At 67.7% G+C, this 19,361-nt stretch carries 16 protein-coding genes; 9 read left to right on the top strand and 7 right to left on the bottom strand.

The annotated features are described in order from the left end of the window. Nucleotides 1–58 precede the first annotated feature (58 nt). The 3 genes from ACGFIF_RS26990 to ACGFIF_RS26980 all read left to right on the top strand — a co-directional run bounded on the left by ACGFIF_RS26990 (nt 59) and on the right by ACGFIF_RS26980 (nt 3,288). Nucleotides 59–688 (top strand): bifunctional 4-hydroxy-2-oxoglutarate aldolase/2-dehydro-3-deoxy-phosphogluconate aldolase, encoded by a 630-nt coding sequence (locus ACGFIF_RS26990; protein WP_393158228.1) that lies wholly within the window; start codon nt 59–61, stop codon nt 686–688. A gap of 132 nt (nt 689–820) precedes the next feature. Continuing rightward, nucleotides 821–1,753 carry a sugar kinase gene (locus tag ACGFIF_RS26985; protein ID WP_393158226.1) on the top strand — a complete coding sequence of 311 codons (933 nt, stop codon included), beginning with the start codon at nt 821–823 and terminating at the stop codon, nt 1,751–1,753. 368 nt (nt 1,754–2,121) lie between these two features. Then, nucleotides 2,122–3,288, top strand: a complete 1,167-nt coding sequence (locus tag ACGFIF_RS26980) for a S8 family serine peptidase (RefSeq protein ID WP_393158225.1) — start codon at nt 2,122–2,124, stop codon at nt 3,286–3,288. 30 nt (nt 3,289–3,318) lie between these two features. On the opposite strand, the gene ACGFIF_RS26975 is transcribed toward ACGFIF_RS26980, so the two are convergent. From ACGFIF_RS26975 to ACGFIF_RS26965, 3 genes are all read right to left on the bottom strand, one after another. Continuing rightward, nucleotides 3,319–4,788 (bottom strand): ATP-binding protein, encoded by a 1,470-nt coding sequence (locus ACGFIF_RS26975; RefSeq protein WP_393158224.1) that lies wholly within the window; start codon nt 4,786–4,788, stop codon nt 3,319–3,321. Then, nucleotides 4,788–6,449, bottom strand: a complete 1,662-nt coding sequence (locus tag ACGFIF_RS26970) for an FAD-dependent oxidoreductase (RefSeq protein ID WP_393158223.1) — start codon at nt 6,447–6,449, stop codon at nt 4,788–4,790. The genes ACGFIF_RS26975 and ACGFIF_RS26970 overlap by 1 nt, the downstream gene beginning before the upstream one ends. A gap of 94 nt (nt 6,450–6,543) precedes the next feature. Then, nucleotides 6,544–8,304 (bottom strand): chitinase, encoded by a 1,761-nt coding sequence (locus ACGFIF_RS26965; protein WP_393158222.1) that lies wholly within the window; start codon nt 8,302–8,304, stop codon nt 6,544–6,546. A 285-nt stretch (nt 8,305–8,589) separates the two neighbouring features. Between ACGFIF_RS26965 and ACGFIF_RS26960 the strand changes: the two genes are divergently transcribed. Further along, the gene (locus ACGFIF_RS26960) at nt 8,590–11,595 is read left to right on the top strand and encodes a S8 family serine peptidase (protein WP_393158221.1); all 3,006 of its coding nucleotides are present in this window, start codon (nt 8,590–8,592) and stop codon (nt 11,593–11,595) included. Here the strand turns inward: ACGFIF_RS26960 and ACGFIF_RS26955 are convergent. Both ACGFIF_RS26955 and ACGFIF_RS26950 read right to left on the bottom strand, forming a co-directional pair. Continuing rightward, nucleotides 11,592–12,347: a hypothetical protein gene (locus ACGFIF_RS26955; protein ID WP_393158220.1), complete on the bottom strand. Its 756-nt coding sequence runs from the start codon at nt 12,345–12,347 to the stop codon at nt 11,592–11,594. The two genes, ACGFIF_RS26960 and ACGFIF_RS26955, sit on opposite strands and share 4 nt — an antisense overlap. Nucleotides 12,348–12,427: 80 nt before the next feature. Then, the gene (locus ACGFIF_RS26950) at nt 12,428–12,799 is read right to left on the bottom strand and encodes a hypothetical protein (RefSeq protein ID WP_393158219.1); all 372 of its coding nucleotides are present in this window, start codon (nt 12,797–12,799) and stop codon (nt 12,428–12,430) included. Nucleotides 12,800–12,938: 139 nt separating this feature from the next. Between ACGFIF_RS26950 and ACGFIF_RS26945 the strand changes: the two genes are divergently transcribed. The 4 genes from ACGFIF_RS26945 to ligD are packed head-to-tail and all read left to right on the top strand — an operon-like array spanning nt 12,939 to nt 16,214. Further along, nucleotides 12,939–14,048 (top strand): helix-turn-helix domain-containing protein, encoded by a 1,110-nt coding sequence (locus ACGFIF_RS26945; RefSeq protein ID WP_393158218.1) that lies wholly within the window; start codon nt 12,939–12,941, stop codon nt 14,046–14,048. 19 nt (nt 14,049–14,067) lie between these two features. Beyond that, nucleotides 14,068–15,027: a branched-chain amino acid aminotransferase gene (locus tag ACGFIF_RS26940; RefSeq protein ID WP_393158217.1), complete on the top strand. Its 960-nt coding sequence runs from the start codon at nt 14,068–14,070 to the stop codon at nt 15,025–15,027. Then, entirely contained in the window at nt 15,024–15,194 is a 171-nt protein-coding gene (locus tag ACGFIF_RS26935) for a hypothetical protein (RefSeq protein WP_393158216.1), read from the top strand. The genes ACGFIF_RS26940 and ACGFIF_RS26935 overlap by 4 nt, the downstream gene beginning before the upstream one ends. 39 nt (nt 15,195–15,233) lie before the next feature. Then, entirely contained in the window at nt 15,234–16,214 is a 981-nt protein-coding gene (gene ligD, locus ACGFIF_RS26930; protein WP_393158215.1) for a non-homologous end-joining DNA ligase, read from the top strand. Here the strand turns inward: ligD and ACGFIF_RS26925 are convergent. Next, on the bottom strand, nt 16,211–16,819 hold the full coding sequence (locus tag ACGFIF_RS26925) for a TetR/AcrR family transcriptional regulator (protein ID WP_393158213.1): 609 nt from the start codon (nt 16,817–16,819) through the stop codon (nt 16,211–16,213). The genes ligD and ACGFIF_RS26925 overlap by 4 nt on opposite strands. A gap of 84 nt (nt 16,820–16,903) precedes the next feature. Here ACGFIF_RS26925 and ACGFIF_RS26920 point away from each other — a divergent pair, with 84 nt between their 5' ends. Beyond that, complete coding sequence (locus ACGFIF_RS26920; protein WP_393158211.1) at nt 16,904–18,280, top strand: FAD-dependent monooxygenase; 1,377 nt, start codon at nt 16,904–16,906, stop codon at nt 18,278–18,280. Here ACGFIF_RS26920 and ACGFIF_RS26915 read toward each other — a convergent pair. Continuing rightward, complete coding sequence (locus tag ACGFIF_RS26915) at nt 18,277–19,344, bottom strand: substrate-binding domain-containing protein (RefSeq protein ID WP_393158210.1); 1,068 nt, start codon at nt 19,342–19,344, stop codon at nt 18,277–18,279. The two genes, ACGFIF_RS26920 and ACGFIF_RS26915, sit on opposite strands and share 4 nt — an antisense overlap. Between the last annotated feature and the right edge of the window lie 17 nt (nt 19,345–19,361).

Genomic DNA, 19,361 nt, shown 5'->3' with positions numbered 1-19,361 from the left:
GACATGGGACGTCCTATGTCTGGATCGATCCAATAGCGTGGACCCCGAGGAGGAACCCATGGATCTGCTTGCCGAACTCCGGCACCGCAAGGTGCTCGCCATCATCCGCACCGACAGCCCCGACCGCGCCCTGGAGTGCATCCACACCCTGGTCGACGCGGGCATCACCGCCCTCGAGGTCTCGCTCACCACCCCGGGCGGCGCCGACGCGATCGCCAAGGCGCGATCGGAGTACGACCCGTCCATCCTGATCGGCGCGGGCACCGTCATCACCCCCGCCCAGGCCGACGAGGTCGCCGCCGCCGGCGCGGGCTTCGCAGTCACCCCCGCGATCACCCGCGGCGCCCACCGCAGCGTCGAACTCGGCCTGCCTCTCCTCTGTGGCGCCCTCACGCCCACGGAGGTCGTCGCCGCCCTCGACCTAGGCGCCACCGCCGTCAAAATCTTCCCCGCCAAGGTCTACGGCCCCAGCTACCTCCGCGAACTCCGCGCCCCTCTCCCCGACGCCCCGCTCATCGCGGTAGGCGGCGTAGACGCCAAAACCGCCCCTGAATACCTGGCCGCGGGCGCGCTAGCAGTAGGCGTAGCATCCCCCCTCCTAGGCGACGCCGCCACCGGCGGCTCCCAGTCAGAACTAGCCGCCCGAGCCAAGACCTTCCTCGCCGCAGTAGACGCACCCCGCCCATGACCACCCCACCACCCGCACGACCCCACTACTGGTCGCAGGGCACACTTGGCCCCGCGCCGACGTCACCCGGGCGGAACGACCCGACACCACCTCACTGCAGTTGCTCAACTGACGGCCACACGGAGTAGACCGATGACCGATCTCCTCACCATCGGCGAGACGATGGTTTCGTTGCGCACCGCCCGCCCGATGCGGCTCGGGGGTGACGCTCACCTGTCGATCGCCGGCTCGGAGAGCAACGTCGCCATCGGCCTGTCCCGGCTCGGACACCAGGCCGCCTGGCTAGGTGCTGTGGGCAACGACGAACCAGGCCGCCTGATCCAGCGCACCCTGCGCGCCGAGGCCGTAGACACCAGCTGGCTGCGGTTCTCGGACGAGTCGTTCACCGGGTTCATCGCCTTCGATCAGCCGTCGCACGACATCACCCGCGTCAGCTACCACCGCCACGGCTCAGCCGGTTCCACCCTGACCAGCGCCGAATGCCTCACCGCCCTGGAAGCCGCATCACCACGCCTCCTCCACGTCACCGGCATCACTCCAGCCCTCTCCGACTCCACGCGCGCCGCGACACTGGCCGTCGTACGTGCAGCCGCAGACTCCGACGTACGCATATCCCTGGACGTCAACTACCGAGCCCGCCTCTGGTCACGCACCGAGGCAACCGCCCTGCGTGAGCTACTTCCCTACGTACACACGGTCTTCGCCTCAGACGACGAGCTCGACATCCTCACCGACGCACCCGACCCAGTCCGCGACCTCCTGGACACCGGCATCACCGAAGTCGTCGTCACCGCAGGCGGCAAGGGCGCCTGGGCCCACACCACGGACAGCACCATCCACCGCGCCGCCCTCCCCGTCACCGTCGTCGACAGCATCGGCGCCGGCGACGCCTTCGTCTCCGGCTACCTCTCCGCCACCCTCGACGGTCTCTCCCCCGAGTCCCGCCTCGACCGCGCCACCACCTCCGGCGCCTTCTGCGTCACCGCCACCGGCGACTGGGAATCCCTCCCCACCCGCGAAGACCTAACCCTCCTAACCCACACCCGAGGCACCGCCCTCCGCTGACCGACGAGACCGCGCGCAGCACCGAGAGGAGCAGCAGTTCACCGGAGCGTGTCCGACTCCGCCATGGGTGCGCCAGCTGCGCGGCGAACGGCGGTCAGTTCCACTTCCGGCGGCGGCCTCTGCGGCGTACCGTCCGGAAGGGGTAGCCATCGGCTGAGGGGGAACGTGTCATGAACATTCGTCGGGCGGCGCTTGCGATGATTTCGGCCGCCGTACTCTGTCTGGCGGGTCAGGTTTCCGTTGCATCGGCATCTCCCACTGGGGTCACCGCCGCAACACCGGGAGAGCTGCTGGCCATCTGCGAAGAGCTGTTCGGGGACGTCTATGAGACACCGAACCCAGAGCCACTCGCGCAATGCCAGTGGAATATGGCGATCATCGACGCCGACGCGTCGGCCAGGTCGCTCGCCACCGGCGAGGGGGTGCGGGTCGGCGTTCTCGACAGCGGCATCGACGCGACCCACCCGGACATCGCGCCCAACCTCGATCTGGCCGCCTCGTGCTCGTTCATCCGCCCGGGTACTCCGACCGCACTGCCGGCTGAGATCGCGACAAGTTGTGACAACAAGGCTGCCCTGCGGGACTTCTATGGTCACGGGACTCACGTCGCGTCGATCATCGCGGCACCGGTCAATGGCATCGGTATCGCGGGGGTCGCTCCGGACGCGACCCTGGTCGCGCTGAAGGCCTGTACAGCTGAGGGTTTCTGCTTCGCCGACTCGGTCGCGGCCGCTCTTCGGTACGCCGGCGATCAGCGCCTCGACGTTGTGAACATGAGCCTGTTCGCCGACCCGTACCTGTACTACTGCCAGAACGAGGCCGGCCAACGGGCAATCCTGCAGGAGCTGACGTCTGCCGCTCGGTACGCCCAGCAGCGAGGTGTTCTGCTGGTGGCTTCGGCCGGCAACGAGGCCGACGACCTGCAGCACCCGACGATCGACGAGATCAGCCCTGACTACCCGCCGGACACTGCCGAGACTCGTCGGGTACGCAACAACTGCCGGGTCGCGCCGGCCGAGTTGCCCGGTGTGGTGACGGTGTCCGCCACCGGCCCGGTTGGATACCCGGGCTACACGACCGTCATCGCGGAGTACTCCTCCGTCGGCATGGGCGTCGTTGATGTCACGGCTCCCGGTGGGGACTACTTCTCGGCCACCGACACGGTGCAGGACGCCGTACTGGGCGCGCTGCCGAACACGCCATCGGTGCTCTGGGACGGGTTCGACCCGCTCGAGCCCACCTTCCCCGGGATCACCGTGGTCGACCAGGGCGCACGCTACGGCTTCCTCAACGGCACTTCGATGTCTGCTCCGCATGCAGCGGGCGTCGCCGCGCTGATCGTGGAGAGGAATCCCGGCTGGGCACAGGGCGCCGTCGCAGCAGCTTTGGAGCGTACGGCGACTCCGCTGGCGTGCCCGGTCGACTGGCAACCGATCGACGAGGACGACGACCGCCAACGCTGCTACGGCAGCGCCAACCACAACTCGTTCTTCGGCGCCGGCCTGGTCAACGCCGCCCGCGCTGCCGCCGGCTGACACACGGGCGGCCTTTCCTGGTGGGGAGTGTTAGCTGAGGAGGTCTGGGTCGGATTCCAGTTCTTCGTCGGGCTCTAGCGGGAGGACGATTTTGAAGCGGGTGTCGCCGGGGTGGGATTCGACGCGGAGGTCGCCGTGGTGTTTCTTGACCACGATGCGCCAGGAGATGTCGAGGCCCAGGCCGGTGCCTTCGCCGATGGGTTTGGTGGTGAAGAACGGCTCGAAGATGCGGCGGCGGATCTCGGGTGGGATGCCCGGGCCGGTGTCGCCGATCTCGACGACCGCGTAGGCGCCGTCCTTCTTGGTGCGGATGGTCAGGGTGCCGGATCCGCCCATCGCGCTGACCGCGTTGTCGATGATGTTGGTCCACACCTGGTTGAGCTCCGCCGCGTACGCCGGGATGGCCGGCAGGTCCGGATCGAAGTCCTTCACCACCTCCAGCCCCTGCAGCTTGCCCGACATCATCACCAGCGTGGACTTGAGCAGCTCGCGCAGGTCGACGATCTGGTACGGCGCTCTGTCGATCTGCGAGTACTGCTTCGCGGCGCCAACCAACGTGGAGATCCGGGTGACGGAGTCGTCGATCTCGTTCATCAGCGACTCGGTGTCGATCGTGTACATCAGCCAGCGGACCGCACCTTCGAGGTACGTCGGCCCGACGGCGGTCAGCACCTCCTCCATCCACGGCACGTCCAGACCGGCCGCGGCCAGCACCGGCGCGACATCCCAGCTGGCCTGGACGTTGTGGTCGTCGAGCCAGTCGGTCAACGAGTCCTCGGCGTCGGAGAGCTCCATCGGCGACAGCTCTTTCGCCTTGGACTTCTCCAGTCGCTCGACCGCCGCCTCCTGCAACTCGACGATCTGGTGCAGCTTGGTCGCGTCCAAGGTGCCGTCGGCAAGCATCGCCAGCTTGGAACGCATCCCGGCGACCCGCTGGCGCAGCGTCGCCGCCGCGCGGACCGCCGCGGCGGCCGGGTTGTTGAGCTCGTGGGTGAGGCCGGCCGACAGCGACCCGAGGGCAAGCAACCGCTCGCGCTCCCCCAACGTCTCGTTGGTCCGGCGCGCCCCCATGATGAAGCCCTCGATCAGGTGCACCGCCATCGGGAACCAGGTGTTCATCATCGTCGCCATCGTGACCGCGTCGATGACGAAGAACTCCGAGGGCTCGGTCACCCGCATCGTCGCGGTGTAGTCCTTCTTCTTGTCGTCGGCGCCGAAGAACGCGCTGAAGGCACCGGAGTACACGCCGCGCTGCCGGGTCCGGTTGATCTCGACCTCTTCGCCGTGCGACAGCTTGCAGAGCCGGAGCTCGCCGGACAGCAGGATGTAGCAGCAGGTGGCCGGATCGCCTTCGCTGAAGACGATCCCTTCCTGGATCTCCTCGACGTACCCCTCGTTCGAGAGCCATTGCAGCTGCTCGTCGGACAGGCTCTCGAACAGGAACAGCGTGCGCAGTTCGTCGATGCTCAGCCGTCGCGGCTCATCGGTGTGGACAGTCATCAGAGCATCTCCAGGTATCGGTGCACCAGTGTCACGGCCATCGCTCCGTCGCCGACCGCGGAGGCGACCCGCTTCACCGACTCGGCCCGTACGTCCCCGGCGGCGAACACGCCCGGCATGCTCGTCTCCAGGTGGTACGGCTCCCGCTCCAGCGTCCAGCCCGGTGGTCTGCCCCGCAGATCCGGGCCGGTCAGCACGAACCCGCGCTGATCGCGGAGCAGGTCACCCGGCAGCCAGTCCGTCCGCGGGGCCGCACCGATGAACACGAACATCCACTCCGTGTCCACCTCGCGCGTCTCGCCGGTCGCACTGTTCCGCAAGGTCGCCCGCTCGAGGTGGTCCGACCCCTTGCAGTCGACCACCTGCGTACAGGTGTGGACCTCGATGTTGTCGATCTCGTCGATCTGGTTGATCAGGTACGTCGACATCGTCGCCGTCAGCGATGGTCCTCTGACCAGCATATGCACGCGTTTGGCATGTTTCGAGAAATACACCGCGGCCTGGCCGGCTGAGTTCGCCCCGCCGATGATGTAGACCTCCTGGCCGGCACAACTCGGCCCTTCGGTCGTGGCCGAGCCGTAGTAGATGCCCCGGCCGCACAGGTCGTCGACACCGGGCGCGTCCAGCGTCCGGTACGAGACGCCGGTCGCCAGGATCACCGAGTGCGAAGAGATCTCGCTGCCGTCCGAGAACCGCAGCTTCCGGGCGGACCCGCGCGTCTCCAGACCGACCACTTCACGCGCGGTCAGCAGCTCCGCGCCGAAGCGCACAGCCTGCCGCCGGGCCCGATCGGTCAGCTGAGCACCGGAGACACCGTCCGGGAAGCCCAGATAGTTCTCGATCCGGCTCGACTGACCGGCCTGACCACCGGTGGCCAACTGCTCGACCAGCACGGTCCGCAGCCCCTCGCTGGCGCCGTACACAGCAGCGCCGAGGCCGGCCGGGCCGCCACCGACCACGACCAGGTCGTAGAACTCCTCGGCCGGCGAGGTGGACAGGCCCACCTTGTTCGCCAGCTCGGCCTCGCTCGGCGCCACCATCACCGTGCCGTCGGGCGTGATGACCACCGGGAGGTTCGAGCCGTCCACACCGGCCGCCTCCAGCAGGCGTTTGCTCTCGTCCTCGTCGACGCCGTACCAGCGGTAGGGCACGGCGTTGCGGGCGAGGAAGTCGCGGGCCGCGAACGACGGTGCGGACCAGCGGTGGCCGATCACCCGGGTCTCGTCGGTGGACGGCTCCGGGGTCGACTTCCACAGGTCGAGCATCGCGTCGACCACCGGGTAGAGCTTCTCCTCCGGCGGATTCCACGGTTTCAGCAGGTAATGGTCGAGGTCGACCACGTTGATGGCCTGGATCGCCGCGTCGGTGTCGGCGTACGCGGTGAGCAGGACGCGGCGGGCCAGCGGGAACAGGTCCATCGCGGCTTCGAGGAACTCGATGCCGGACATCTGGGGCATCCGGTAATCGGCCAGCAGCAGCGCGACCGGCTCGCCGCGCAGCTTGAGCTCGCGCAGCGCCTCGAGCGCCTGCGGGCCGTTCTCCGCCCGGACGATGCGGTTCTCCTCGGCGTAGCGGCGGCGAAGGTCACGGGCGATCGACCGGGAAACACCCGGGTCGTCGTCCACGGTGAGGATCACCGGGCGGGTCGTTGACGCTGTCATGCCTCCTTCATACCAGCGCGGGACCAAGATCCGGGAAGGGTAATCTCCACAGACTTCCGCTGCGGTTTCCCGCAGTACGCACCTGCGGAAACCCTCAGGGCAGGGCCGCGAGGTACGGCGCGTGGCTGTTCTTGAACTCCCAGCCGTAGTACCGATCCCAGTTGATCGACCACGTCATCAGCCCGCGGAAGGCCGGCGAAGCCCCGCCACGAAGGCTGTAACCACCGCAGTTCTGGCCCTTGACCAGGCAGTCGAGCGCTTGGTGAACGGCTGCCGGGGCGGTGTAGCCGTTGCCCGCGCTGACCGCCGCCGGGAGTCCGAAAGCGATCTGGTCCTCCCGCAGTCCGGGGAACGTGTGGCCGGTGTTCGCGACCGGGAATCCGGCCTTGATCATGTCGGTCATCGCGACGTGGAAGTCCGCGCCGCCCATGGTGTGGTACTGGTTGTCGAGCCCCATCACGGGACCCGAGTTGTAGTCCTGGACGTGCAGCACGGTCAGTGCGTCGCGCATGGCGTGGATCACCGGCAGATAGGACCCGGTCCGGTTGTCGCCACCGCCGGCGCCGCCGTAGAACTGGTACCCGACCTGCACGAAGAACGTCTCCGGCGCCATCGTCAGCACGAAGTTCGCGCCGTACTTCGCCTTGAGCGACTTCAGCGCCGAGATCAGGTTGACGATCACCGGTGTGGTCGGGTTGCGGAAGTCGGTGTCACCCGCGTTGAGGTACAGCGAGTGCCCTTCGAAGTCGATGTCCAGCCCGTCCAGTCCGTAGCGGTCGATGATCGCGCTGACCGAGTTGACGAACGCATCCCGCGCCGCGGCGGTGGTGAGCTGGACCTGCCCATTGGCACCGCCGATCGAGATCAGCACCTTCTTCCCCGCCGCCTGCTTGGCCCGGATCGCGCTGATGAACTCGGCCTCGCTCTCCACGTTCGGGCACTCAGCGGCCGGACAGCGGTTGAATCTGATGTCGCCGGAGGTCACCGACGTCGGCTCACCGAACGCCAGGTTGATGATGTTCCACTCGGCCGGCACGTCGGCCATCCGCACGTACCCGGACCCGTTGGCGAAGCTGGCGTGGAGGTATCCGATCAGCGCGTGCTTCGGCAACCCCGTGCTGGTGCAGCCACCCGTCGTACCCGTTGCCGCTGTCGACTTGGCCGACTCACCCGAGCTGTTGTACGCCGCCACCGAGTAAGTGTGGCCCGTGCACCTCCCGAGCCCGCTGATGGTCGCCGAAGTACCAGTGACGGTCTGTACGACGCCGGAGCCTTCGTAGACGCGGTAGCCCGTGACTGTGCCAGTGGACGCGCCCCAACTCAGCGAGATGCTGCTGTTCGTCGTACCAGTGACTGACGGCGGACCAGGAACGCCAGGACCGGATGGATTGCCACCAGGACCGTCGAGACTGATGTCATCCGCCTGGTACGCCGGTTGGCCGTACCAGCCATGCACGTATACCTGCACCGACGTCTGACTGGCACCCGTCGTGAAGGACAGACTCAACTGCGTGTAGCTCGTGGCGGATGGCGTCCAGGTGGACGAGCTACCCGTGACGCCCAGATACACGTAGGACCCACGCACCCAGCCCGACAAGGTGTACGCCGTATTGGGCTGCACCGACACGGTCTGACTGCACTGTGCAAAGTCAGAACTCGACACGGCCCCGTTGAGCGCGTAGCCACCGGTACGCACCGGACTGCTGACGACAGACCCGCCGGAGCACGTCCATCCGCTCAGCGACCCGGTCTCGAAGCCCGGATTGGTCAGGACGTTGGCTGCCTGCGCAGTCTGGGTCCCGCCGACCAGCAGCAGGAGCAGGCCGAGGACAGCAGCAAGGCACCGTGGACGCATGAGCGGACCTCCCGGGGCGGTTGGAGTCCATTTAGTAGAGATGCTCCATAACTCCCTGGTCAATGCGCCACGACTGTCGGCTTCCCGACCGTGTCCGGAAGCCGACTGACCTCCTGTTGTTTGGCAGGTTTTCGCCAGCGGCCAGTTGAAGCCAAAACGGTGTAGTCCGCGCTACGAGTTGGCACGCTTTCTGTCGTCCGGGCTCGGGGCGGGCGACCGAGGGCTACAGCCCGCGGTCAGGACTACCGGGACGCTCCAGGCGAGCGTCCCCCGTGGAGGCATCACGTGAACCATCCGAACCTGCGCCGGCGCACCGCTCTGGTCGCCGGCGCCGTGCTGATCACCACCGCCCTGGTGGCTCCACCAGGCTCGGCAGCACCAACCGCACCGCCACCTGGGTCAGAGGCCACCTCGATGGGGCTGCCGACGTTCGCCCCCGGCCGGTACGTCGTGACACTGGCCGACAAGCCACTGGCGACGTACCAGGGCGGCGTGAGCGGGCTCAAGGCCACCAAGCCGGCCAAGGGCAGCAAGGTGGACGTCAACAGCACCGACTCCAAGCGCTACCGCTCGTTCCTCGCGACCAAGCACGCACAGGTCGCAGCAAAGGTCGGTGCGAAGGTCAGCCGCGACTACTCGACCGCACTCAACGCGTTCACTGCCTCACTGACCTCCCAGCAGGTCAACGAGCTCAGTAAGACAGCCGGCGTGGTCTCCGTGGTCCCGGACCAGTTGCACAAAGCGCTGGACGACCGCAAGCCTGCTGACTTCCTCAAGCTGTCCGGCAACAGCGGAGTGTGGAAGGCACTGGGCGGTACGGCGGAAGCCGGCAAGGGTGTCGTGGTCGGAGTCGTGGACACCGGCGTCTGGCCGGAGAGCGCCTCGTTCGCCGGGCCTGCGCTCGGCACCAAGCCACCGACCGCGGCCGACCCCTACCGGCCCTACCGCGCCGGTACCACCACCGTCATGCAGAAGGCCGACGGAAACACATTCACCGGTAGCTGTGAGACCGGCGAGAGCTTCACCGCCGACCTGTGCAACACCAAGCTCATCAGCGCCAAGTACTTCGGTGACGGCTGGCTCAACCTGGTGCCGCCGGACCAGCGGGCTGACTACGCCTCACCACGCGACGGCAACGGCCACGGCACCCACACTGCTTCCACAGCGGCGGGCAAGACCGGCATCGACGTGGCGGAGAGCGGCATCAACTTCGGCACCATCTCCGGTGTCGCCCCGGCCGCCAAGGTCGCCGTCTACAAGGCACTCTGGGAAGGCAAGGACGGCAAGAACTCCGGCGGCCTGACCTCCGACATCCTGGCCGCAATCGACCAGGCCGTGGCCGACGGCGTCGACGTGATCAACTACTCGGTCGGCTCGATCTTCGAGTCCGCACACACCGACCCGGTCCAGCTCGCGTTCCTGTCCGCGGCGTCGGCCGGCATCTTCGTGTCCGCCGCCGGTGGCAACTCCGGTCCGTACGCGTCCACGCTCGACAACACCTCCCCATGGGTGACCACGGTCGGTGCGAGCACCGTGGCGCCGTACGCGGGGACTGTGGTGCTCGGCGACGGGCAGAAGTACGCCGGGGTGAGCACGAGCATCGCGGTGACGACCGGCAACCGGCCGCTCGTCACCGGTCCGGCCGTCAAGACCGCCACATCGAGTGACGCCGACGCACTGGGCTGTCTGCCCGGCACACTTGACCCGGCCAAGACCGCAGGCAAGATCGTCGTCTGCGAGCGCGGTGTAGGTGCCCGGGTCGACAAGTCCGCCGAGGTCCTGCGCGCCGGCGGCGTCGGGATGGTCATGCTGAACCTGTTCGACCAGGACGCGCTCGGCGACTCTCACGTCGTACCGACGGTGCACCTGAACGTCCCGTCCGCTCTGACGGTCAAGGCGTACGCCGCAACCGCGGGTGCAACCGCAGAGCTCGTCCCGGGCAACACAAGCGGCCAGAACGAGCCGTACCCGCAGATGGCGGACTTCTCCTCGCGTGGCCCGTCCCTGTCGAGTCATGGCGACCTGCTGAAGCCTGACCTCGCTGCACCCGGTGTCAACGTGCTGGCCGCTGTCGCACCGCCGAGCAACGACGGACACAGCTTTGCCTTCTACTCCGGTACGTCGATGGCCGCACCGCATGTGGCCGGTCTGGCAGCGCTGTACCTGGCGAAGCACCCGGACTGGTCTCCGATGGCGGTCAAGTCCGCCCTCATGACGACGACTACCGACGTACTGTCGTCCACTGGTGCTGTCGACAGCGACCCGTTCGCACGGGGTGCTGGTGAGGTTCAGCCGGCGAAGATGCTCGACCCGGGTCTGGTCTACGACTCCGGCGATGCCGACTGGCTGAGCTACCTGGAAGGCAGTGGTGTCGCGACTGGTACGGGCGTACCGGCAGTCGACCCGAGTGACTACAACACTCCTTCTATTGCAGTCGGACAACTGCTCGGCACGCAGACCATCACCCGGCGGGTAACGGCCGTGACACCCGGGCTGTACCGAGCCACGGTCTCGGTGCCGGGCATGAAAGCGACGGTGACCCCGTCGATCCTGAACTTCACGGCTGCCGGTCAGACCAAGACGTTCACGGTCAAGCTCACGCTGGACACCGGATCGTCCGGTGAGACCACCAGCGGCTGGTTGACCTGGCAGGGTGCAGGCAAAACGGTCCGCAGCCCCATCGCCGTCGTACCGACCTCCGTACTCACACCGAACGAGGTCACCGGCTCAGGCGCCTCCGGCACCGCCGCCTTCGAGGCCACCGCAGGCAAGGCGGGCTCCCCGATCCGTGCGTACGGCGTTGTGTCAGCACCACTCGTACCTGGAGCGGTAGCGGCCGGCACTGCGGACGCGGACCTGCCGAACTACCCGGTCACCGTCACCGCACAGACCAAGGCCCTGCAGTGGAACATCAAGACCGTTGACCCGGCCGGGAGCATCTGGCTGGTCCTCTACAAGGTCGTGAACGGTCAGATGCAACTGCTGTCGTTCGTCGGCAACGGATCCAACCAGGCCTCCGCCACTCTCGCCGCACCTGCTCCTGGTGTGTGGGGCGTCCTGGCGATCACCCTGTCGAACCCGCCGGGGGCCAGCACCACGGAGTACACGATGCAGACCAACGTCGTGACCTCCACCTCGGGCAGCGCGCTGAAGGTGAACCCGCCGGTCGCACCGGCCGCCTTCCAGCCCTTCCAGGTCACCGCGTCCTGGTCGGGTCTGCCCACAGGTCAGCGCTCGACCGGCTTCGTCGAGTTCCCGAACCGGGCCGGAACAGTGGTGACGATCAACTAAATCCAGCGCCGCCGGGCGGCCTGAACGCCCGCCTGGAACCGGGTCTGCGCGCCGAGTGACTCCATCAGCGCGCGGACCCGGCGCTGGGTCGTCCGGGGACTGATCCGCAACCGGCGGCTGATCATGTCGTCGGTCGCACCACCCGCGAGCAGCAACAGAATGTCCCGGTCCGGCGACCGCAGCGCCGGCACCTCGCCGTTCGCCAGCAAGGCCGGCATCGGGATCGCCAGCGCCCACAGCATCTCGAACGTCGCGATCAACCCGTCCAGCAACCCGGACGACCTGATCAGCAGGTTGGACTCGGCCGGCGCCCGCTTGGTCAGCCCGATCAGCGCGGTGTCGTCGTCCCCCACCGCCATCTTCATCGGCACCTGGGCCAGCACCCGGCTCACCTCGCCGGCCGACTGCAGCTCCGGCAACACCCCCATGATGTCCTCGGACTCGAACACCTCGGTGCCGTAGATCGCCCGGTACTCGATCCCGTCGGCCAGCCGCTCCAGCTCCAGCCGCTGCTGCGTCGACGGCGGCGTCACGTACGGCGGCCGATCCAGCACCCGCACCTCACGGGTAGCGCCCCGCTGCAACTCCTCGTAGGCCCGCAGCAACGTCGGGCCGTCCTCGATCAGCTCGATCTGGTTCCCCTCCAGCACCGGCCGGCCACGGGCTCCCCGCAGCTCTTCGGCCACCGACCGCAGCCTCGACAACTGCGCGTCCAGCTCGTCCAGGGGATCCACAACAGCCCCGTCCGCCACCACAACTCCTCCCCAACACCAGCCAACGACCGGACCTCACACTAAACCGAATTAGCAACGGCCTCGCAGCGATGTCTCACTCAGCTGTCGAGGCAGAGGCTCGGACACGGCCAGGGGCGACCGCAGCGGGCGCAGCAGCCGTCGAGGGCCGGTGCCGGCAGCCAGAGTGGGATGGTCGGTACGGCGGTCTGCGCCGTCCGGCCGAGCACGGGTTGTGGGCTGGTCGGGAACCAGTGGACTCGGGTGCGGCCGCCGTTGCCGTGGGCGGCCAGGAGGGCTTCGATGCCGCCGTCCCAGGTGGACGTGCTGGGCCAGCGGCCGCGCCAGCGCACGGCTACCGTGCCGTCGGACCACTCGACGCCTTCAGCAAGCGTGCCTGTGCCGCGCACGCCGGATGCATCGGTGTGGCGCACCAACCGGAAGAGTCGAGGCTGCCGCTGCATCGTGTTCACTTCTGCAACCCTGCTCGGCACCCGCTGGCTACAACAGGTGTGGTCTGTGGGCTGTGTGAACAGCCCACAGACCACAGGACGGTTTTTGTCAGTGACGGCTTGTACTGTCCACTTCACGCTAGTGAGCGGGGGTGATCCTGTGGCTGAGGCGACGTTCGGTGCGCAGTTGAGGGAGTGCAGGCAAGCGGTCGGCTTGAGTCTGCGGCAACTTGCTACGCGGGTCGGCTACGACCACAGCTACTTGTCGCAGGTGGAGCGCGGCCAACGACCGGGCTCTGCCGAGTTGGCGCGGCTCTGCGACCGTGAGCTTGGTACTGGCAGTGAGCTGACCAGTGCCTTCGCACCGCGGCGGCGGTCCACGCAGGCGGCCGCGCGGACTACTGATCCATTGGAGGCGGCTTGGCACGGGTTTGTTGCGGTGTTCGGGCGCACGGATGCGCTCGGGGACTTCCGGAGCGTTCCGCCTGCTCAGCTGCTACCGGAGTTGATCGCGGACTTGCGCGTGTTGCAGTCGGACTCTGCGGTCGAGGCGGCGCAGTTGAGTGTGCTCACTGCGCAGACGCTGACGGCTCTCGGGCAAGGGAGTGCGGCCAGGCGGTGGTGGCTGGCTGCTCGGGTTGCCGCGGACAGGTCGACCGAAGAGGTGCGGAGTTCAGTGCTCGCTCAGGAGGTGATCAGTGGACTGGCGGAGCGGCGGCCGTTGCTGCAACTTCTGGAGACTGCTGGAGAAGCCGGTGGGGCTGTGGTGCAGGCGCATGGGGCTCGGGCATTGGTGTTGGCGGAGTTGGGGCGGTACGGCGAGGCTCATCGGGCGTTGCAGGAGTTGATCGGGTTCGCGGATGAGTTGCCCTCGGCAAGTACGGGGCCGCTGGCGTACGAGGTGCACGTCACCGAGGGGCGGGTGTGTGCACGGCTGGGGTACGGCGCGGCCGGGTGTGTGCTGTTGGCGCGGGCGCTCGAGTTGTGTCCGGACGAGTGGGTTGGGGAGCGGGCCAGGTTGCGGATGGGACTGGCGGAGTGCCTGGTGGTGGATGGTGAGGTCGCAGCTGGGGTGGCGCTGGCGTTGCGGGTGCTGGTCGAGTTGCCGGACGAGTGGCACACCTATTACTTGTACGACGATGCCGCGCGGGTGCTGAGCGCCGTACGCACGAGAGAACCTGGTATGGCGGTGACGCTGCAGGAGCTCCTTGGACGTCGGCCGTACCTGGACAACCGGAGTGTGGGCACTGGGTCGAGCTCACTGCGGTGAGAGGGGTAACGTGCCCGGAGTGAGTAGTGAAACGGCAGTGACAGACGTGTGGGACTTTGCGGTTGAGCTGCGCAGCGATCCGGCCAGCGCGGAGGCGCGGACGGCTGTATTGGCCAAGCCTGCGTTCGGGCAGGCGTTCACTGACCACATGGTGGTGGCCAACTGGACGGCTGACGATGGCTGGCACGACCAGAAGGTGACTGGGTACGCACCACTCACGGTGAGCCCGGCTGCCGCCGTACTGCACTACTCGCAGGAGATCTTCGAAGGGCTCAAGGCCTATCGGCACGCGGACGAGTCGGTGTGGGCGTTCCGGCCTGATCGCAACGCCGCACGGTTCACCGCGAGCGCTGCCCGGCTTGCACTGCCGCAGGTGCCTGAGGACGCGTTCATCGCGGCACTGCGGGCGCTGGTGACGGTCGACGAGCCTTGGGTGCCTTCGGCTGACGCCGGCGAGACCAGCCTCTACCTCCGGCCGTACATGATCGCCACCGAGGCCGCGCTGAGCGTCCGGCCGGCTCGTGAGGTGCTGTTCGGCGTCATCGCCTCACCCGCAGGTCCGTACTTCGACACCGGCCCCAAGCCGGTGTCGATCTGGCTGACGACCTCGACCATCCGCGCGACACCAGGTGGGACCGGTGCGGCCAAGTGCGGCGGGAACTACGCGGCCAGCCTGGCCGGCCTGGCCGAAGCCGTCGCCAACAACTGCGAGCAGGTCGCCTTCGTCGATGCGGTCGAGCACAAGTGGCTCGAGGAGATCGGCAGCATGAACATGTTCTTCGTGTACGCCGACGGGCGCATCGCCACCCCGGAGCTGTCCGGCTCGATCCTCGAGGGCGTCACCCGCGCCTCCGTGATCGAGCTCGCCGCCGACCTCGGCCACAAGGTCGAGGAGCGCCAGATCTCCGCCGACGAGTGGAAGGACGGCGTCCGCACCGGCGAGATCACCGAGGTCTTCGCCTCCGGCACTGCGCCGTGATCACTCCGATCGGCCGGCTGGCCTGGCCCGACGGCGACCTGACCATCGGCGACCACTCCGTCGACTACGGCGTCGGCCCGGTGACCAAGTCCATCCGCTCCACCCTCCTGGACCTGCAGTACGGCCGCATCCCGGACTCCCACGGCTGGCTGACCCGGCTGGCGTAGTTACTGCCGGTTGTCCCCGCCGGCGGTTAGGTTGAGGTCATGGCTGAGTCCAAGGCGGGGAAGGCTAAGACTCCGGCGATCGAGCTGGAGGTGGGTGAGCGCACGGTGCGGATCTCCAATCCGGACCGGGTGTACTTCCCCGCGCGCGGCGAGACCAAGCTGGATCTGGTCAAGTACTACCTGTCCGTCGGCGACGGAATCGTACGGGCGCTGCGGGAGCGGCCGTGCATGCTGCACCGGTTCCCGGAGGGCGTTTCCGGCGAGAAGGTGCATCAGAAGCGGTTGCCGCACGGGGCGCCGCCGTGGATGGAGACCGTGCGGGTGAAGTTCCCGCGGTACAACCGGACGGCGGACGAGCTGTGCGTCACCGAGGTCGCGCACGTGGCCTGGGCGGTGCAGATGTCGACGGTCGAGTTCCACCCCTGGAACTCCCGTCGCGCCGACACCGAGAAGCCGGACGAGTGGCGGATCGACCTGGACCCGATGCCGGAGTGCCCGTTCGATCGGGTCCGCCGAGTCGCCCACGTCGTCCATGAGGTGCTGGACGATCTCGGGGTGGTCGGCTTCCCGAAGACGTCCGGCGGGTCGGGGATCCACGTCTATGTGCGGGTCAAGCCGGAGCACGGGTTCTCCGACGTACGACGGGCTGCGTTGGCGTTCGCGCGGGAGGTCGAGCGGCGCGCACCGGAGGACGTGACGACGACGTGGTGGCGCAAGGATCGCGACCCGAAGAAGTTGTTCGTCGACTACAACCAGAACGCCCGGGATCACACGATCGCGAGTGCGTACTCGGTCCGCGGGAATCCGGAAGGAACCGTCTCGACGCCGATCCGGTGGGACGAGATCGACGACGTCGATCCGAAGGCGTTCACCATCCAGACGGTGCCGGCCCGATTCGCCGAGCTCGGCGACCTGCACGAGACGATCGACGACAACGTCTACACCCTCGACACCTTGCTGGAGTGGGCCGAGCGAGACGAGCGCGAAGGCGCCGAGGAGCCCCCTCCGCCGGAGGACTAAGAACCTCCGGCCAGCCCGTGGTGGAGGAGATTGGTGAGGGTGTCGATCGCGGTTTCGTCGGAGATGGTGCGGCCGTCGGACGGGTTGACCACCAGCCAGGTGTAGGCGAACCCCTCCATCAGGGATGTCATGGCAGAGATCTCGACGAGCGGATCGGCCGGCGGGTTCGGCAGGTGGGCGAAGTGCTCGATCATGTGGGTGTCGTCGTCGGCCATGATCCGCTGCAGCCGACGGCCTAGGTCCGGGTCGACCATCGAGGCCTGTTTCACCGCGACCATCTCCGGCAGGTGCTCGCGGTAGAACCGCCAGAACGCCGCGACGTGCCAGCGGATCGACGAGATCTTGCTGAAGTCCGGGTCGTGACCGGCATCGTCGAGGACTGCCTGGTCCGCCGCCGCGAGCATGTCGGTGAGGAGCGCCTCGAGCAGCTCCTCCTTGCTTGCGAAGTGGTTGTAGAACGATCCCGTCGCCCGGCCCGCGGCCGCGGTGATGTCGGTGATCTTCGTGTTCAGGTATCCGCGCTCGGCGAACACCTCCCGGGCCGCCTGCTTCAACGCCGCCTCGGTCCCGGCCGCCCGTTCCCGGCGGCTCACCCCGTCCGTCACCAGAACCTCCTTGACACCGAACCCTAGCCACCTCCATAGTGAATTCGGATTCAGTGAATCATAATTCACCCAAAGGAGACAAGGATGACTGTTCTAGTCGCAGGTGCAGGCCCGACCGGCCTGACCCTGGCGATCGAGCTGGCCCGGCGCGGGATCGCCGTCCGGCTGATCGACAAGGCGACGCAGTACTTCGAGGGTTCGCGGGGCGACGGGTTGCAGCCGCGGACGCTGGAGGTGTTCGACGACCTCGGCGTGGTGGACGAGGTCCTGCGACTGGGCCGCTCGCTACCGCTGATGCGCGTCTACCTCGACGGCAAACTGGCCGACGAGCGCCGGATGGCCCCGATCCTGGAGCCGACCCCGGACATCCCGTACCCGAACGCGTGGATGCTCGGCCAGTCGCGCACCGAGCAGATCCTCCGCGACAAGTTGGCGGAGTACGGCGTCCGCGTCGAGCTGGACACCGAGATCGTCGGCTTCACCCAGAACGCCGACGCGGTGACAGCCGAGCTGTCCACCGGCGAGACAGTCCAAGCGCAGTACCTGGTCGGCGCGGACGGCGGCCGGAGCTTCGTCCGCAAGCACCTCGGGATCGCGTTCGAGGGTACGACGGACGAGTCGATCCGGATGCTGCTCGGCGATGTCGCGGCGGACGGGCTCGACCACGAGTACGGCTACTGGTTCGCGACGCGGGACAACCCGATGGCGGGGATCGCGCTGACGCCACTGTCCGGCGGGGACCAGTTCCAGTTCGGTGCGCCGCTCGACGACGATCAGGTCGACCCGTCACTCGAGACTCTGCAGGAACGCGTCGATCAGTACGCCGGTCCGGGTGTGGCCAAGCTTCGTGATCTGACCTGGTCGACCGTTTGGCGGCCGAACGTCCGGCTGGCCGCGCGGTTCCGGGTCGGGCGCGTGTTCATCGCCGGCGACGCCGCGCACGTCCACCCGCCGACCGGCGGGCAGGGCCTCAACACAGGCGTCCAGGATGCGTACAACCTGGGCTGGAAGCTGGCCGACGGGCGTGAGGAGGTGCTGGCGACGTACGAGACCGAGCGTCGTACCAACGCGATGCGGGTTCTGGGGATCAGCGAGGAGCTGATGCAGAAGCATGTCGACGGCGAGGAGAGCGCGATGGAGCGCGGCGAGAACACTCGCCAACTCGACGTCTCCTACCGCGACCTGTCCGACACGAGGCCGATCGCCGGCGGCGACCGGGCACCCGATGCTCCCTTGGTCGATGCACGCGGCAACAAACTCCGGCTCTTCGACCTCTTCCGCGGTGCACACCCGACGCTGCTGCGCTTCACCCCGACCATACCGTCGACGGGCGAGCACACAGTTGACGTCGTACGACGGGATGCGGCGGACGGGACCTACACGTCGCCGGAAGCATTCGCGCACTACCACGCCGCAGACGGTGACGAGCTCCTGATCCGTCCTGACGGCTACCTGGCCTAGGCGATCTGTTCCTGGATCTTGAACTCGAGGCCGTCGGCGGCGGCGAGGTAGACGTCCTGGTCGACGAGGTTGCCGTCGAGGCGCATCAGGCCTCGGGGGCTGTCGTAGAAGTGGCCGGTCGGGAGGGCGGCCGACATGGCGATGGATCCGCTGACCTCGCCCAGGCGGGCGAGGAAGCGGATCGCTTCGTAGCAGGATTCGCCGACCGCGTTCAGGGCTGGGGCGTAGCGGCCGAAGCGGGTGTAGTACTGGTGTGCGAACTCGCCGCTTTCCACGGTTTCCAGGCCGTCGAAGTACGCCGCTGCCGCGTAGATGCCCTCGTTGGCTCCCGGGCCGGCGCCGAGGAGGGTGTTCTCCTCGATGGCGGGGCTGAGGCGGAGGAGCTTCTCACTGAGACCGTGGCGGGCGAACTGGCGGTTGAAGTGGACGGCGTCCTGGCCCATCAGGAGCATAATGACGCCGTCTGCCTTCGTTGCGTTGAGATCGTTGAGGACTGCGCCGAAATCTGAGGTGCCTAGCGGGACGTAGGACGAGTGGACAACCTCGGAACCCGTTCCCTGCAAGGCTTCCTGGGCTACGGACCCGGTCACTCGCGGGTACACATAGTCGTTGCCGACGACAACCCAGCGACGGGCACCGCGGTGCTCCCGGAGCCAATGAGTTGCCGGGAGCAACTGGTTGACCGGACGTTCGCCGAGCATGAAGACGCCGGGAGTGTTGTCACTGCCCTCGTGCATCGCGGCGAAGGCGTAGACGACGCGACCGCCGATGCGGCGGGTCAGGGCGACGCGTACGGCGGAAATGTGCCAGCCGGCGACCGCGTCGACCCGGCCGCTGTCGACCAAGCGGCCCACGTCTTCGGCGACGACCTCGGGTGTGCGGCCGGCGTCGACCTGGACGAGCTCGACCTGGCGGCCGGCGATGCCGTTGCGTGCGTTGAGCTGCTCGACGGCGAGCTGACCGCAGGCCAGGCAGGACGGCCCGTAGATCCCGGTCGGCCCCTGCAGCGGCACCACGAACGCGATCGACACCACGTCGGACTGCCGCACAAGCACCTCCCTCACTCAGCCAACCTCGAGTC

The organism is Kribbella sp. NPDC049174, assembly GCF_043197365.1.
Classification (GTDB): Bacteria; Actinomycetota; Actinomycetes; order Propionibacteriales; family Kribbellaceae; genus Kribbella.
The sequence above is the reverse complement of the archived record's forward strand: the minus strand, read 5'-3'. Positions and strand labels throughout refer to the sequence as shown.